Genomic DNA, 14,298 nt, shown 5'->3' with positions numbered 1-14,298 from the left:
GTGAATACCGCACTGACACTGACTTACGCACTCACCGTCCTGCTGTTGATCGCCACCCCCGGCCCGGTGGTGGCGCTGATCGTCAACACCGCCGCGGCCTCCGGCTCGCGCAAGGCCATGTTCACCGCCGTTGGCACCAACTGGGCGTCACTGGTCCTGATCGGCGCCGCTGCCTGGGTCATCCTCACCAGCGCAGCCATCGACAAGGCCTGGCTCAGCGGCATGAGCCTGCTGGGCTGCCTGTTCATCGGCTACATCGCCGTGGGCACCTTGCGCGAGTGCCTGCAGGCGCCGGCCACCGACGAAGCCGAGTTGCAACCGGCCAAAGCCGGGCGCGGCGGGTTGTGGCAAGGCTTCATGGTGGGCATTTCCAACCCCAAGGACATCATCTTCTTCATCGCCTTCTTCCCGCAGTTCATCCAGATCACCGAATCGTTCGGCAAGAGCATGGTGGTGCTGTCGCTGCTGTGGGTGCTGATCGATTTTGCCGTGCTCAGCCTGTACATCTTCGCCATCGGCAAGATCACCTCGCAACGCAGCAACCGCATGATTTCCCTGGCCTCGGGGGTTGTCCTGCTGCTGATCGCCGCCGGTGGCCTGGCCTACAACCTCAAGGAGCTGGCGGGCTGAACGCCCTGCGCCGCCGCAACGCCAGCCGGGAAGGAGCGCCCATGACACCGACCGTAGCCGCCACGCACGCCCCGGGCCTCGCTTCGCCATTGCATCAGGACTACCAGCGTTTTCTGCTGCTGGGCAACCGCCGTGCACCGCACACCCTGCATGTGCACGAGTGCGGCTACCGCTCCGGCACCATCAACACCGATGCCCTTGGCCTGCGCTACAGCCATTGCGCCGGCAAACGCTACTCCGCTGCCGAACGCGGCGGTGCGCCGCGCATCAACCTGCTGGTCGGCGGCTCCACCGCCCTGGGTATCGGCGCCAGCTCCGATGAACATACGGTGGCCTCGCACCTGTCGATGCTGACCGGTGAAGTCTGGCTGAACCTGGCCGGCTGCGGGCTCAACGCCAGCCAGGAGCTGCTGCTGTTCCTGACCCACCAGCACCGCTTCGGCGAAATCGGCCATGTGGTGCTGCTCAGCGGGCTGAACACCTTGGCCCATGAGGCCCTCGGCGAAGTCCTGGCCGGCCCGCAAGGCCCCCAACAGGCCAAGGCTCACCAGGCCTACCTGAACAGTTTCAACGAGGGCATGCCGCCCGTTGGCCCGGCTCGCCGGGCATCGCTGTGGCAACGCCTGAGCCAGGCCTTGGCCCCGCGGCGCAACGAACCTGCCCTCAGCTGGCCGCTGTCCGCCCCGGAAAAACGCCTGGCGCGAGCCGCCGACAGCATCGGCCGCACCTTGCGCCAATGGGAGCGCATGCTGGCTGACAGCCACGCCACCTTTACCTTCATCCTCCAGCCCTTGCTGCCCTGGTGCCGGGAAACCCTGCCGACGGGTGAACAAGCGATGCTGTCCGCTTTGAATCAGCGACCGACGAATTTTGACCGCCTGCTTGAAGGCGCATTCGACAGCCAGCTGCACATGGCCTTCTTCCGCCGCATCAAGAGCCAGGCAGACCCCGTGGCCTGCTACGACATGAACAGCATGCTCAGCAGTTCGCCGGTATTCGGCGCCGACCTCTTCGTCGATCGCCTGCACCTGAACGACCTGGGCAACAATGCCCTGGCCAAGGTGATCACCGCCAAGCTGGGGCTGGCCCAGGAACGACACGCCCAGCGCAAGGTCACACCGATCAAGCTGGTCTGACAGCCGACCGTCGGGGTTTCGATTTCAGCCCGCGCTTGGCTAGAATACCCCGTCGTTCCGATTCGCCCGAGGCGTACGCGCAGTTGTGATCAATCATCAAGCCGCCCACCGTTACCTGGCAGCCTGCCGGCCCCATTGGTTGCCCGGGGCACGCCTGTGAGCCGCGCTACGCTGGTGCCGGCACTGTTCATCGCGCTCACGCCGCTTGCCGCAAACGCGCTCGAAGTACGCATCGACCCACACGCCGACCTGCTTTACCGCCAGGCCCTGCCGCTGCTGGAGCAGGCCGACAACCCGGACGACAACAGCACCCTGCGTACCGCCATCGGCGTGGACCCGGAGCTCAACCGCCAGGGGCGGGCGATGGCGCACACCCTGCCGACGGCAGTGGCGTTGCTGAAAAAGTCGGTGGAGCTTGGCCACCCGGTGGCGCAGTATCGCCTGGCGTTGTACTACACCACCTACCTGCCAGCAGCACAGATCGCCGATGCCGCCTGCCCGCTGCTGGAAGCCAGCCTTGAACAAGGCTTTGCCCCCCCAGCCACTGCGATTGCCACCTGGTGCCCACCCTACAACGCAAGCCCGGCCTACCGCGAAGCCCTCGAAGCGATCCCGAGCATGGCGACCTTGTACGCACCTTATTACCCGCAGCCGGCCACCCGCCTGGCCTGCAGCCGTAGCCACCCGCAGGGGCTGCAGATGCAGTGGGGGCGCCAGCGCGACTACCAGGCCGAGGTCTACCGGCTACTCGGCGACCTGGATCCAGAGCATCGCCAGGCGCTGCTGCAGAAGGCAGTGGACATCAATGGCTGCGTGGTGGCGCAGCACCGGCTGAGCAAGCGCTGATTGCAAACAAGCAAGATCGTTCAAGCCACCCGCCCCACGGCTCTGGCATGCTGCCCTACCTCGCAAAATGTGTCGCAGCCATCATGCCCAGCAGCCCCCCCATCGCCCGCCAAGCCTTCCTGCACGGCGCCATCGCCATCCTGCCGCTGTCCCTGGCCGTAGCCCCCTGGGGCCTGCTCGCCGGGTCCATGGCCATCGAGGCCAACCTCAGCGCCTGGCAAGGCCAGGGGCTGTCGGCGATCGTCTTCGCTGGCGCCGCACAACTGGTGGCCATCGGCATGCTCAAGGGCGGCGCCAACCTGTTGTCGATCCTGCTCACCACCCTGCTGCTGACGTCCCAGCACCTGCTTTACGGCCTGTCCATGCGCCCCGTGCTGTCGAACCAGCCGTTACGCTGGCGGCTGGGCCTGGGCTTCCTGCTCACCGATGAATTCTTCGCCCTCACCAGCCACTACGACCAGCAACAGTTCAACCGTTGGTACGCACTGGGCGTGGGCCTGACCTTCTACGTCGCCTGGAACCTGTTTACCCTGGCCGGCATCGTCCTGGGCCAGAACATTCCGCACCTCGACCAGCTCGGCCTGGACTTTTCCATCGTCGCCACCTTCGTCGCACTGATCGCGCCCCTGGTGCGCAACCTGGCCACCGTGGTGTGCGTGGCGGTGTCGCTGTTCTGCTCAGTGCTGTTCAGCTATTGGCACTGGGAAACCGCGCTGGTCGCCGCCGGCCTGCTGGGCATGGCGGCCGGCTTCGTCTGCCAGAAACTCACCGGAGGCCGCGCATGATCTGGCTGCTGATCTTCGCCATGGGCGCCGTTGTCTTCCTCAACCGCTACGCCTTCCTCGAGCCGCGCCTGCCGCTGCGCCTGAGCTCCAACGCCCGGCAGTTCCTCGGCTTTGCCGTGCCCGGCATGCTCACCGCGATCTGCGGGCCGATCATCTTCCTGCCCGGCCACCAGCTCGACCTGAGCCCGCTCAACCCCTACCTGCTCGGCGCACTGGTGGCCATTGCGCTGGTGCTGTTGACCCGCAGCGTGTTGCTGAGCATGCTGGTGAGCATGTTGATCTTCTTCCTGCTGCGCAGCTGGCTGGCATGAGCACGCCCCTGCGCGAACAGACCCACCTCTGGCAGGCGCCAGCCCTCGGCGACGTCGAGATGCTGCATGCGCGCTACTTCCAGCAGCGCTTCGCCCCGCATGTGCATGAAGGCTACGTGTTCACCGTGATCGAGTCGGGCGCACAGCGCTTCTGGCACCGTGGCAGCGAGCACCTGGCGCCGGTCGGCAGCATGGTGCTGATCAACCCGGACGAGCTGCACACCGGCGCCACCGCCCACGAAGCCGGCTGGCGCTACCGAGGCTTCTATCCGGAGCATGAGCGGGTCACCGGCGTGCTGGACGAGCTCGAACTGAGCCGTCACGGCATGCCGCGCTTCAAGGACAGCGTGATTCAGGACCCGGCCCTGGCGCTGGCCTTCAGCCAGTTGCACCAGCTTTCGGAAGCCGGCGCCAGCGCCCTGGAGCAACAGACTGCGTGGCGCCAGGCGGTACTGGCGCTGGTGCAGCGCCACGGCCATTGCCCCGAACCAACGGCCCCCGGCAACGAACCGCTGGCGGTGGCACGTGCGCGGGAACTGCTGGAAAGCCAGTTGGCGGACCCGCCGTCACTGGAGGCCCTGGCCGCTGCGGTCAACCTGTCGCCCTTCCACTTCGCCCGCGTGTTCCGCCAGGCCACCGGTTTGCCACCGCATGCCTGGCTGAAGCAACGGCGCCTGGCACGGGCACGGGAACTTCTGAAAAGCGGATTGGCGGCCTCTGACGTGGCGTTCGCGCTGGGTTTTGCCGACCAGAGCCACTTGAGCCGGCAGTTCAAGCAGGCTTATGGCGTGACGCCGGGGGCCTATCGCAGCGCCTGCCTGCACAGCTAGCGCCTGCGACGCAAGGCCTCAGGCAAGCCGGCCAGTCACTGCTACACTGACAGAGCTGAACGGAGGATCCTGCCATGTCCGAAAGAGAGCTCACCACCCTGATATCGCTGATGAACCAGCGCCAAGCCTGCCTGAGCAGTGCCTGCAAGGAAATTGCCGACTGGATCGACCGCCAGGGCGATGTGCCCGCTGCGGGCAAGATCCGCGCCAGCCTCAAGGCGCTGGAGGCCGATGAAGCCCAGGTCCGCAAGACCCTGACCTCGCTGACGCTCGAAAGGCCGCTGCCACGCTTCCGTAGCTGACGCGCGCAGCACAAAGAAGAAGGGCCGCTGATGCGGCCCTTTCGTGTGTCAGTGATTCATGTGCATGTGATCATGCCCGGCGCCGGCCTCGGCGTTGAGCGGGCGCACTTCCGCCTGCACCTCGACGGTTTCCTTGGCGCCCTTGGCATCTTCGATGGTCAGGGTCAGCGGAACCTTCTCGCCCTCCTTCACCTGCTGGGTCAGGCCCATCAGCATCACGTGGTAGCCATTGGGGTCCAGGCTCACCGGTTTGCCGGCTGGCAGTGCCACGGCCTTGACTTCCTTCATGCCCATCACGTCGCCGTTCATGGTCATCTCGTGCACCTGCACGGTCTTGGCCACTGGCGATGCCACGCCGACCAGCTTGCTGTCGCTGCTGGCGGTGAGGGTCATGAAGGCGCCGGTGGACGGCTGGTGCGGCACGCTGGCGCGCACCCAGGCATCGCTCACGGTGGTCTGCGCCAGGGCTGGCAGGGCCAGGCCCAGCAAGGCGATGGCGGCCAGGCCGCGTTTGATCGGTTGCAGTGATACTGCCATTAGCAAATCTCCATCAGGGTTGCCAGGTCTTCAGCGCATTCCTTGGCATTCAGCGAATGGCCCAGGCTCAGGCGCAGGGTGCCACGTGTATCGTAGACGTAGCTGGTGGACGAGTGAGAGATGGTGTAAGTGTCACCAGCCGGGACTTTCTCGTAGAACACCTTGAACTCCTTGGCCACCGCGGCGATTTCTTCCGGGGTGCCGGTCAGGGCGGTGAACGACGGGTCGAAGGCCTTGACGTAGGCATCGAGCACTTCCGGGGTGTCGCGCTCCGGGTCCAGGGTGATGAACACCACCTGGAAGATCTCGCGGTCGCGGCCCCTGAGCAGCTTCTTGATCTGGGCCGCACGCGCCAGGGTGGTCGGGCACACGGCCGGGCACTGGGTGAAACCGAAGAAGATCATCGGCATGCTGCCGTAGAAGCTCGACAAGGTGCGGACATTGCCTTGAGGGTCCTTGAGGCTGAACTTGCGCCCCAGGATTTCGTTGCTCATGTTCTTGCCGTACTTGAACTCGAGCCCTCGGGCCGGGTTGCAACCTGCCAGCAGGCCGAGCCCGAGAACGCCCATCCCGGCGACAACCGCGCGCCGGGTAAACTGATCATTCATTGAACCATCCTTTACAGGGAAGGTGCCGGCCCTCGGGACGGGCCGGTCGAAAACCGCGGCATTCTGGCATGACACCCGGTGAGCTTCTACCCGACCAAGGCGGTGATGGCCCGCAGCCCTTTGAATACGGGCTGCGGCCTGTTGTCGCAGGGGTTGAAACAGTAACACTTTGTTGCTAGGCCTTGACCTGACGCGATCGTTGTAGGAGCGACCTCGTCCGGATCAGTAGTAGGCGTTCTCTTTCTGGCTGTGGTCAGTCACGTCACGCACGCCCTTGAGCTCCGGAATGCGTTCGAGCAAGGTGCGCTCGATGCCTTCCTTGAGGGTCACGTCGGCCTGGCCGCAGCCCTGGCAACCACCACCGAACTGCAGCACGGCGATGCCGTCGTCGACCACGTCCACCAGGCTCACCTGGCCGCCATGGCTGGCCAGCCCCGGGTTGATCTCGGTCTGCAGGTAGTAGTTGATACGCTCGTTGATCGGGCTGTCTTCGTTGACCATCGGCACCTTGGCGTTCGGCGCCTTGATGGTCAGCTGGCCGCCCATGCGATCGGTGGCATAGTCCACCAGCGCGTCTTCCAGGAACGGCACGCTGACCGCGTCGAGGTAGGCGGTGAAGCTCTTCAGGCCGACGGGTTCGTCGTCGGGCTTCTCTTCGCCCGGCTTGCAGTAGGCGATGCAGGTCTCGGCGTACTGGGTGCCCGGCTGGGTGATGAAAATACGGATGCCAATGCCAGGCGTGTTCTGCTTGGAGAGCAGATCGGCCAGGTAGTCATGGGCGGCGTCAGTAATGGTTATAGCGCTCATGGAAGTTCCTCACAGACTTGCGGCCAAGTGTACGCCAACCTGGCCTTCGAACAAAGTCCTAGTATTTGACTCGGGAAAGCGCAAATGCCGGGGTTTGCTCCCGCGGTGCCGCCAGCCAGGCCTGCATCCGCCGGTACAGGCCGCGCTCCAGCCATTGATAGCTGAACCACGACATTAGTCCAATGGACGGCACGCACAGGGCGAACACCAGGTACGGGTTCAGGTGCAGGCGCTGGCTGGCGAACCAGCCGGCGTACAGCACCAGCACGTGGACCAGGTACACCGAGTAGGAGCAGTCGCCCAGCGCCTTGAGCAGGCGGTTGCCCTTGAAGTACGGCTCCAGGGCGATGAACGCCAGCACGATCATGGCGCTTGGCACGCCCCAGTGCAGCAAGCGTTGCGAAGCGTCCAGGTGATAGATCGCATAGCCCGCCACGCCCAGCACCGCCAGTGGCAGCCACAGGCCTTCGCGGATCAGGCCACGGCGGTGGATCACGCCCAGGCCGATGCCCAGCAGGAACTCGTAGATGATGTCGTTGTTGTAGAAGCGGCTGAGCACGCCCATGCGCCCCAGCACCTCACTCACCAGCAGCAATGCAGCGGTCACAAGCAACAGGTGGTGGCGCTGGCGCACCAGGAAAGCCAGGCCGAACAACAGGTAGAAGAACATCTCGAAATTCAGCGTCCAGCCCACGTTCAAGGTCGGGTACAAGCCGTAGCCGCCGGGGTTTTCCGCGGGGATGAACAGCAGCGACAGCAGCAAGTGATGCCAGTTGAAGGCCTGGTGCGGCATCCATTGGCTGAACGCCAGCAACAGCCCTGCCATCAGTGCGGTGTAGAACCAGTAGGCCGGGACGATGCGCAGGGCCCGGTTGAGCAGGAACTGGCGCGGTTCGATGGGCTTGTCGCGGGTCGACAGGTAGATCACCAGCCCGCTGATGACGAAGAAGATGTCGACGCCTACAGCGCCGCGGTCGGTGAGCAGTTGGCCAATGGGGCCGGTGGCATGGAAGTCGAAGAAGATCTGCATGAAATGGTGGCAGACCACCACCCAGGCGGCGAACGCCCGCAGTGCCTGAAGCGAATACAGCATGGAATACCCTGCGATTGCCGGTGCATTGAGGCCCGGGGAGCGCTTTGCGCTCCATCGCCGGCAAGCCAGCTCCCACAAGGACTGCACTGCTCTTCAGCGTAGCGCAATCCCTGAGGGAGCGGGCTCGCCCGCGAATTGGGCTGCATAGCAGCCCGCGGACCACCCACCGTTTCCGACCGCAGCGTATTCGGAAAGGTCAGCCCAACCGATCAGAGGTTCTCGTAGCGGTTCATGTCCAGCACCCCGGCCTCCACCGGCTCGGTTTCCTTGATGTAGGTGTTCAGGTCATGGAAGTAACGCCAGAACTCAGGATTGCTGCGGCGCACGCCCCAGCGCATGACGATGCGCTCGAACTTGGCCGCGTCATCCTTGGCGTACTCCATGTCTTCGACGAACTCCGGCACATCCTTGGCCGGGATGTTGAAGATGAAGTTCGGGTAGCTGCTGAGCACGCCCGGGTACAGGGTCAGGGTGTCCAGCCCCGGCTGGTAGCGGTAGGCCTCACCGAGCAGGAACGCCACGTTGCTGTGCGCGCGGTTGCGCAGCAGGCTGTAGACCTGGCGCTGGCCGCCCTCACCTTCGATGCGCAGCATGGTCGCCTCGGGCAGCTGGCCGATCACCTTCAGGCCGGCGGCCGGGCGCGACACCAGGCGGCTGAGCGACTGCTCGACGTTGCGGAACTCTTCGTTCATCTGCGGCCGTGAGCAGTAGGCGCCGGTGCAACGGTTGATCGGGTCTGGCGCAGCATTCAGGCTGCCGGTGCGCTGCAGCAGCTTCAGGCCGAAGTCGCGCTTGGGGTCGCGCGGGTCGAGCTTGATGCCGCTCGGCGTGTCGGTGTCGATGTCTTCATAATCCATCCACATCTTCACCTTGCCGCTGTTCTGGTACCAGCTGCCGAGGATCTTGCCGCGCTGGTCGGCAGGCATCAGGCGCAGGAAGTTGACCTCGGCACCGTTGCGGATCAGGTCGAAATACAGGCGCGTCTGCAACTGGTGCGAAACGTTGCCGTACACATCGAAGTTGACCGCCAGCTGATAATAGGTGCGCTCGAACAAGGGGTAGTCGAACAGCCACACGGTCAGCGGCACATCGCCGATCAGGCCCTTGGTCACCGAGGCGCTGTCGAAGTGGCGGAAGATGCTCAGCAACGCGTTGTCGTTGCCGGCCCACAGGGTCGCCCAACCCGGCGCGGGCATTTCGGCATAGGCCTCACGGCGCAGTTTTTCGTAGTCGTTGCGTTTGTCGCGGTAGGCATGCCACAGGCTCAGCACGCTGCCGACGTCATCGATCTGCCCCGGCATGGCCAGCAGTGGCGTGGCTTCGCCGCGGTACTTGGCATCGGTGATGTAGCGGTCGTGGGCCGGCTCCTGGAACAGCGCCCAGAAGTTGTCGCGGATCACGTCGGTGGCAATCTGCCCGCGGCACACCGGGCCACGGATGAAGGTGCGCACGAAGTATTCGGCGTTATCCAGCATGAACTGGTAGCGCGCCACCGCCGGGATCGCCTCGAAGGTTTCGAACGGGTTGGCCCGGTGGCGCGGGCCATAGCCCGGCAACGCGCTGGCGTGCCAGTCGCCGGCGTAGAACAGCTGCTTGACGCGCTTGAGCTTCTGCGGCCCCATCGGGTAGGTGATGTGGGTCTTGTGCACGATCACGCCCTGCACCGGGATCAGGCGATAATAGAAGTCAGTGCCTGGCGGGTCATTGGGGCGGCGCGTGGCGATGATGTCGACCGGCTTGCCGCTTGGCGTGCGCGAGCGCACCCACTGGAAGAAGTGCCCCTGCTCGCCACCGACGAAGTAGATGTGCGCCAGGAACAGGTGCTCATAGAGCCAACGGCCGACCAGTGCCTCGGTGGAACCTGGGCGGTTGAGCAGCTCTTCCCAGTCGGCGATCTGCCTGGCCTCGGCCGCGCTTGGCTGGATCGGCTGGTACTCCACCGGCGCGCCGGCAGCGAGCCAACGGCGCATGGTGTCGTATTCCTTGTCGGTGAGGCCGGTCACCGCCAGCGGCATGCCCTCCTTGGGGTGGGCGCCAGCGTAGGCGTCGAACTCATGGGGCAGCGGGCACATGTTGTTGCGGTTGAGCCCCAGGACAATCTCGTCGGGCAGCTTGGCGTTGGGCGTGAGCGGGGTCTTGTGCCCCAGCTCGAGCATGCGCGCCATCAGCGCAGCCTGGCTGCCCTGGTTGTCGAGCACCGAATAGAAGCCCTTCTTGCGCCACTCATCTTCACTGTGGGCATCGTAGAACAAGCGCGTGGGGGGCACGGCCTGGCTGCGTTCGCCCTGGTACACCGGCACCTTGGTGGCACCACGCACGGCGCCCTCGGGGCTTTCCAGCTTGAGCTGGCAGGCGGCGTCGTTGCAGGCGTGGCAGGCCACGCATTTCTCGGTGAAGATCGGCTGGATGTCCCGGGTGTAGGAAATGACCGGGCTCGACTGGGGGGCCTGTGCGAACGCCACGCCGCTGATGAGCAGAGCGAAGGCGCTGACAAGGATACGATGCACCATGTGCGGAAAGTCCTGGGTATTGAAAGCCATCACGATTTGCCTGGTCGTCCTTGGGTGCTCTGTATTCATCCGCCCAACATGAACAGAATTCATGCAAATGGGCAATGCGCCTAAAAACCGCGCAGCTTTGTTATGATTCGGCACCTTCTGATATTTGCCCGACCAGGTAGTTCCTATGTCCGACCGCAGCGCTCGTCTCCAAGCACTCCAGAACGCACTCAAAGAGCGCATCCTGATCCTCGACGGCGGCATGGGTACTATGATCCAAAGCTATCGCCTCGAGGAACACGACTATCGTGGCACGCGCTTCGCCGATTGGCCAAGCGACGTGAAAGGCAACAACGACCTGCTGCTGCTCAGTCGCCCGGACGTGATCGCCGCGATCGAGAAAGCCTACCTGGATGCCGGCGCCGATATCCTCGAAACCAACACCTTCAACGCCACGCAGATTTCCCAGGCCGACTACGGCATGGAAGCGCTGGTGTACGAGCTGAACGTCGAGGGTGCCCGCATCGCCCGCCAGGTGGCCGATGCCAAGACCCTGGAAACCCCGGACAAACCGCGCTTCGTCGCCGGCGTGCTCGGCCCGACCAGCCGTACCTGCTCGATTTCCCCGGACGTCAACGACCCCGGCTACCGCAACGTCACCTTCGACGAACTGGTAGAAAACTACATCGAGGCCACCCGCGGCCTGATCGAGGGCGGCGCCGACCTGATCCTGATCGAGACCATCTTCGACACCCTCAACGCCAAGGCAGCGATCTTCGCCGTGCAACAGGTGTTCGAGGACGACAACGTCGAACTGCCGATCATGATCTCCGGCACCATCACCGACGCCTCAGGCCGTACCCTGTCGGGCCAGACCACCGAAGCGTTCTGGAACTCGGTGCGCCACGCCAAGCCGATTTCCGTGGGCCTGAACTGCGCCCTCGGCGCCAAGGACCTGCGCCCGTACCTCGAAGAGCTGGCGACCAAGGCCGACACCCATGTGTCCGCCCACCCCAACGCCGGCCTGCCGAACGCCTTCGGTGAATATGACGAGACCCCGGCCGAAATGGCAGTGGTGGTCGAGGAGTTCGCCGCCAGTGGCTTCCTCAACATCATCGGCGGCTGCTGCGGCACCACCCCGGGCCACATCCAGGCCATCGCCGAGGCCGTGGCCAAGTACAAGCCGCGCGCGATCCCGGAAATCGCCAAGGCCTGCCGCCTGTCGGGCCTGGAGCCATTCACCATCGACCGCCAGTCGTTGTTCGTCAACGTCGGTGAGCGCACCAACATCACCGGTTCCGCCAAGTTCGCCCGGCTGATCCGCGAAGAGAACTACACCGAAGCCCTGGAAGTCGCCCTGCAGCAGGTCGAGGCCGGCGCCCAGGTGATCGACATCAACATGGACGAAGGGATGCTCGACTCCCAGGCCGCCATGGTCCGCTTCCTCAACCTGATCGCCGGCGAGCCGGACATCTCCCGCGTGCCGATCATGATCGACTCGTCGAAGTGGGAGGTGATCGAAGCGGGCCTGAAGTGCATCCAGGGCAAGGGCATCGTCAACTCGATCTCCATGAAGGAAGGCGTCGAGCAGTTCAAGCACCACGCCCGCCTGTGCAAGCGCTATGGCGCCGCCGTGGTGGTGATGGCCTTCGACGAGGTCGGCCAGGCCGACACCGCCGCGCGCAAGAAAGAAATCTGCCAACGCAGCTACGACATCCTGGTCAATGAAGTCGGCTTCCCGCCGGAAGACATCATCTTCGACCCGAACATCTTCGCCGTCGCCACCGGCATCGAAGAGCACAACAACTATGCCGTGGACTTCATCGAGGCCTGCGCCTACATCCGCGATCACCTGCCCCACGCGCTGAGCTCGGGCGGCGTGTCCAACGTGTCGTTCTCGTTCCGCGGCAACAACCCAGTGCGTGAGGCTATCCACTCGGTATTCCTCTACCACGCGATCCAGAACGGCCTGACCATGGGTATCGTCAACGCCGGCCAGCTGGAGATCTACGACGAGATCCCGGCCGCGCTGCGCGAGAAGGTCGAGGACGTGGTGCTCAACCGCACCCCGCACGGCACCGACGCCTTGCTGGCGATTGCCGATGACTACAAGGGCGGCGGCGCGACCAAGGAAGTGGAAAACGAAGAATGGCGTTCGCTGCCTGTCGAAAAACGCCTGGAGCACGCGCTGGTCAAGGGCATCACTGCCTTCATCGTCGAAGACACCGAAGAATGCCGCCAGCAATGTGCGCGCCCGATCGAGGTCATCGAAGGCCCGCTGATGAACGGCATGAACGTGGTCGGTGACCTGTTCGGCGCCGGCAAGATGTTCCTGCCGCAGGTGGTCAAGTCGGCCCGCGTGATGAAGCAGGCCGTGGCGCACCTGATCCCGTTCATCGAAGCGGAGAAAGGCGACAAGCCGGAAGCCAAGGGCAAGATCCTGATGGCCACGGTCAAGGGCGACGTGCACGACATCGGCAAGAACATCGTCGGCGTGGTGCTGGGCTGCAACGGCTACGACATCGTCGACCTTGGCGTGATGGTACCGGCCGAGAAGATCCTGCAGACCGCCCGCGAACAGCAGTGCGACATCATCGGCCTGTCCGGCCTGATCACCCCGTCGCTGGACGAGATGGTCCACGTCGCCCGCGAAATGCAGCGCCAGGACTTCCACCTGCCGCTGATGATCGGTGGCGCCACCACCTCCAAGGCCCACACCGCGGTCAAGATCGAGCCGAAGTACAGCAACGACGCCGTGGTCTACGTCACCGACGCCTCGCGTGCGGTGGGTGTGGCCACCCAGCTGCTGTCCAAGGAGCTGAAGCCGGGCTTCGTCGAGAAGACCCGCCAGGACTACGTGGAAGTGCGCGAACGCACCGCCAACCGCAGTGCCCGCACCGAGCGCCTGAGCTACGCCCAGGCCATCGCCGCCAAGCCGCAGTACGATTGGGCCAGCTACCAGCCAGCGGTACCTTCCTTCACCGGCGTCAAGGTGCTGGAAGACATCGACCTGCGCACCCTGGCCGAATACATCGACTGGACCCCGTTCTTCATCTCCTGGGACCTGGCCGGCAAGTTCCCGCGCATCCTCACCGACGAAGTGGTCGGCGAAGCCGCCACCGCGCTGTACAAGGATGCCCGTGAGATGCTCGACAAGCTGATCGACGAGAAGCTGATCAGCGCCCGCGCGGTGTTCGGCTTCTGGCCGGCCAACCAGGTCGCCGATGACGATATCGAAGTCTACGGGCAAGACGGCCAGGCCCTGGCCACCTTGCACCACCTGCGTCAGCAGACCATCAAGCCCGATGGCAAGCCGAACCTGTCCCTGGCCGACTTCGTCGCGCCGAAGGCCAGCGGCGTCACCGACTACGTCGGCGGCTTCATCACCACCGCCGGCATCGGTGCCGAGGAAGTGGCCAAGGCGTACCAGGACAAGGGCGACGACTACAGCTCGATCATGGTCAAGGCCCTGGCCGACCGCCTGGCCGAGGCCTGTGCCGAGTGGCTGCACGAGCAGGTGCGCAAAGAGCACTGGGGCTATGCCCGCGACGAGCACCTGGACAACGAAGCGCTGATCAAGGAGCAGTACAGCGGTATCCGCCCTGCCCCGGGCTACCCGGCGTGCCCGGACCACACCGAGAAGGAAACCCTGTTCCGCCTGCTCGACGGCAGCGCCATTGGCGAGACCGGGCCGAGCGGCGTGTTCCTGACCGAGCACTTCGCGATGTTCCCGGCGGCGGCTGTCAGCGGCTGGTACTTCGCCCACCCGCAAGCGCAGTACTTTGCCGTGGGCAAGGTCGACAAGGACCAGATCGAGCAATACAGCGCACGCAAGGGCCAGGATGTCAGCGTGAGCGAGCGCTGGCTGGCGCCTAACCTCGGGTACGACAGCTAAAACCGCGTTGGCCTCTTCGC

The 14,298-nt window shown here is 64.6% G+C and carries 13 protein-coding genes; 8 read left to right on the top strand and 5 right to left on the bottom strand.

Annotated features, from left to right (window positions below):
- The 7 genes from CAF78_RS04575 (at nucleotide 1) to CAF78_RS04545 (ending at nucleotide 4,840) form a co-directional block, all read left to right on the top strand.
- Nucleotides 1-630, top strand: a complete 630-nt coding sequence (locus CAF78_RS04575) for a LysE family translocator (RefSeq protein WP_085674285.1) — start codon at nucleotides 1-3, stop codon at nucleotides 628-630.
- Between the two features lie 41 nt (nucleotides 631-671).
- Entirely contained in the window at nucleotides 672-1,766 is a 1,095-nt protein-coding gene (locus CAF78_RS04570) for a hypothetical protein (RefSeq protein WP_085674287.1), read from the top strand.
- Between the two features lie 156 nt (nucleotides 1,767-1,922).
- Nucleotides 1,923-2,612, top strand: coding sequence for a hypothetical protein (locus CAF78_RS04565; protein WP_085674289.1), 690 nt, complete (start codon nucleotides 1,923-1,925; stop codon nucleotides 2,610-2,612).
- An 83-nt stretch (nucleotides 2,613-2,695) separates the two neighbouring features.
- On the top strand, nucleotides 2,696-3,397 hold the full coding sequence (locus tag CAF78_RS04560) for an AzlC family ABC transporter permease (protein WP_143515015.1): 702 nt from the start codon (nucleotides 2,696-2,698) through the stop codon (nucleotides 3,395-3,397).
- Complete coding sequence (locus tag CAF78_RS04555; RefSeq protein ID WP_079227485.1) at nucleotides 3,394-3,708, top strand: AzlD domain-containing protein; 315 nt, start codon at nucleotides 3,394-3,396, stop codon at nucleotides 3,706-3,708. Before CAF78_RS04560 ends, CAF78_RS04555 begins: the two co-directional genes overlap by 4 nt.
- Complete coding sequence (locus CAF78_RS04550; protein WP_085674293.1) at nucleotides 3,705-4,538, top strand: AraC family transcriptional regulator; 834 nt, start codon at nucleotides 3,705-3,707, stop codon at nucleotides 4,536-4,538. The genes CAF78_RS04555 and CAF78_RS04550 overlap by 4 nt, the downstream gene beginning before the upstream one ends.
- Before the next feature lie 74 nt (nucleotides 4,539-4,612).
- Nucleotides 4,613-4,840 (top strand): hypothetical protein, encoded by a 228-nt coding sequence (locus tag CAF78_RS04545; protein ID WP_012313790.1) that lies wholly within the window; start codon nucleotides 4,613-4,615, stop codon nucleotides 4,838-4,840.
- Between the two features lie 48 nt (nucleotides 4,841-4,888).
- Here CAF78_RS04545 and CAF78_RS04540 read toward each other — a convergent pair whose 3' ends face one another.
- The 5 genes from CAF78_RS04540 to CAF78_RS04520 all read right to left on the bottom strand — a co-directional run bounded on the left by CAF78_RS04540 (nucleotide 4,889) and on the right by CAF78_RS04520 (nucleotide 10,395).
- Nucleotides 4,889-5,377 carry a copper chaperone PCu(A)C gene (locus CAF78_RS04540; protein ID WP_085674295.1) on the bottom strand — a complete coding sequence of 163 codons (489 nt, stop codon included), beginning with the start codon at nucleotides 5,375-5,377 and terminating at the stop codon, nucleotides 4,889-4,891.
- On the bottom strand, nucleotides 5,377-5,985 hold the full coding sequence (locus tag CAF78_RS04535; protein WP_060511040.1) for an SCO family protein: 609 nt from the start codon (nucleotides 5,983-5,985) through the stop codon (nucleotides 5,377-5,379). Before CAF78_RS04535 ends, CAF78_RS04540 begins: the two co-directional genes overlap by 1 nt.
- A gap of 222 nt (nucleotides 5,986-6,207) precedes the next feature.
- A complete protein-coding gene (gene nfuA, locus CAF78_RS04530) occupies nucleotides 6,208-6,792 on the bottom strand; it encodes a Fe-S biogenesis protein NfuA (protein ID WP_016393607.1) in 585 nt (194 codons plus the stop codon).
- A 58-nt stretch (nucleotides 6,793-6,850) separates the two neighbouring features.
- A complete protein-coding gene (locus CAF78_RS04525; protein WP_085674297.1) occupies nucleotides 6,851-7,885 on the bottom strand; it encodes an acyltransferase in 1,035 nt (344 codons plus the stop codon).
- A gap of 209 nt (nucleotides 7,886-8,094) precedes the next feature.
- Nucleotides 8,095-10,395 carry a fatty acid cis/trans isomerase gene (locus tag CAF78_RS04520; RefSeq protein ID WP_085674299.1) on the bottom strand — a complete coding sequence of 767 codons (2,301 nt, stop codon included), beginning with the start codon at nucleotides 10,393-10,395 and terminating at the stop codon, nucleotides 8,095-8,097.
- Between the two features lie 175 nt (nucleotides 10,396-10,570).
- Here CAF78_RS04520 and metH point away from each other — a divergent pair, with 175 nt between their 5' ends.
- Nucleotides 10,571-14,278: a methionine synthase gene (gene metH / locus CAF78_RS04515; protein ID WP_085674301.1), complete on the top strand. Its 3,708-nt coding sequence runs from the start codon at nucleotides 10,571-10,573 to the stop codon at nucleotides 14,276-14,278.
- Nucleotides 14,279-14,298: the final 20 nt, after the last annotated feature.

Source organism: Pseudomonas sp. R28(2017), from assembly GCF_002112505.1.
In the GTDB taxonomy this organism is placed as follows: Bacteria; Pseudomonadota; Gammaproteobacteria; order Pseudomonadales; family Pseudomonadaceae; genus Aquipseudomonas.
Note: the sequence above shows the minus strand (reverse complement) of the source record. Positions and strands in the feature narration are given on the sequence as shown.

Bases quoted from the DNA above. Each gene is read 5' to 3' on its own strand.
- metH (WP_085674301.1), top strand. From the start codon at position 10,571: ATGTCCGACCGCAGCGCTCGTCTCCAAGCACTCCAGAACGCACTCAAA.
- CAF78_RS04520 (WP_085674299.1), bottom strand. From the start codon at position 10,395: ATGGTGCATCGTATCCTTGTCAGCGCCTTCGCTCTGCTCATCAGCGGC.
- CAF78_RS04550 (WP_085674293.1), top strand. From the start codon at position 3,705: ATGAGCACGCCCCTGCGCGAACAGACCCACCTCTGGCAGGCGCCAGCC.
- CAF78_RS04570 (WP_085674287.1), top strand. From the start codon at position 672: ATGACACCGACCGTAGCCGCCACGCACGCCCCGGGCCTCGCTTCGCCA.
- CAF78_RS04560 (WP_143515015.1), top strand. From the start codon at position 2,696: ATGCCCAGCAGCCCCCCCATCGCCCGCCAAGCCTTCCTGCACGGCGCC.
- CAF78_RS04540 (WP_085674295.1), bottom strand. From the start codon at position 5,377: ATGGCAGTATCACTGCAACCGATCAAACGCGGCCTGGCCGCCATCGCC.
- CAF78_RS04555 (WP_079227485.1), top strand. From the start codon at position 3,394: ATGATCTGGCTGCTGATCTTCGCCATGGGCGCCGTTGTCTTCCTCAAC.
- CAF78_RS04535 (WP_060511040.1), bottom strand. From the start codon at position 5,985: ATGAATGATCAGTTTACCCGGCGCGCGGTTGTCGCCGGGATGGGCGTT.
- nfuA (WP_016393607.1), bottom strand. From the start codon at position 6,792: ATGAGCGCTATAACCATTACTGACGCCGCCCATGACTACCTGGCCGAT.
- CAF78_RS04545 (WP_012313790.1), top strand. From the start codon at position 4,613: ATGTCCGAAAGAGAGCTCACCACCCTGATATCGCTGATGAACCAGCGC.
- CAF78_RS04525 (WP_085674297.1), bottom strand. From the start codon at position 7,885: ATGCTGTATTCGCTTCAGGCACTGCGGGCGTTCGCCGCCTGGGTGGTG.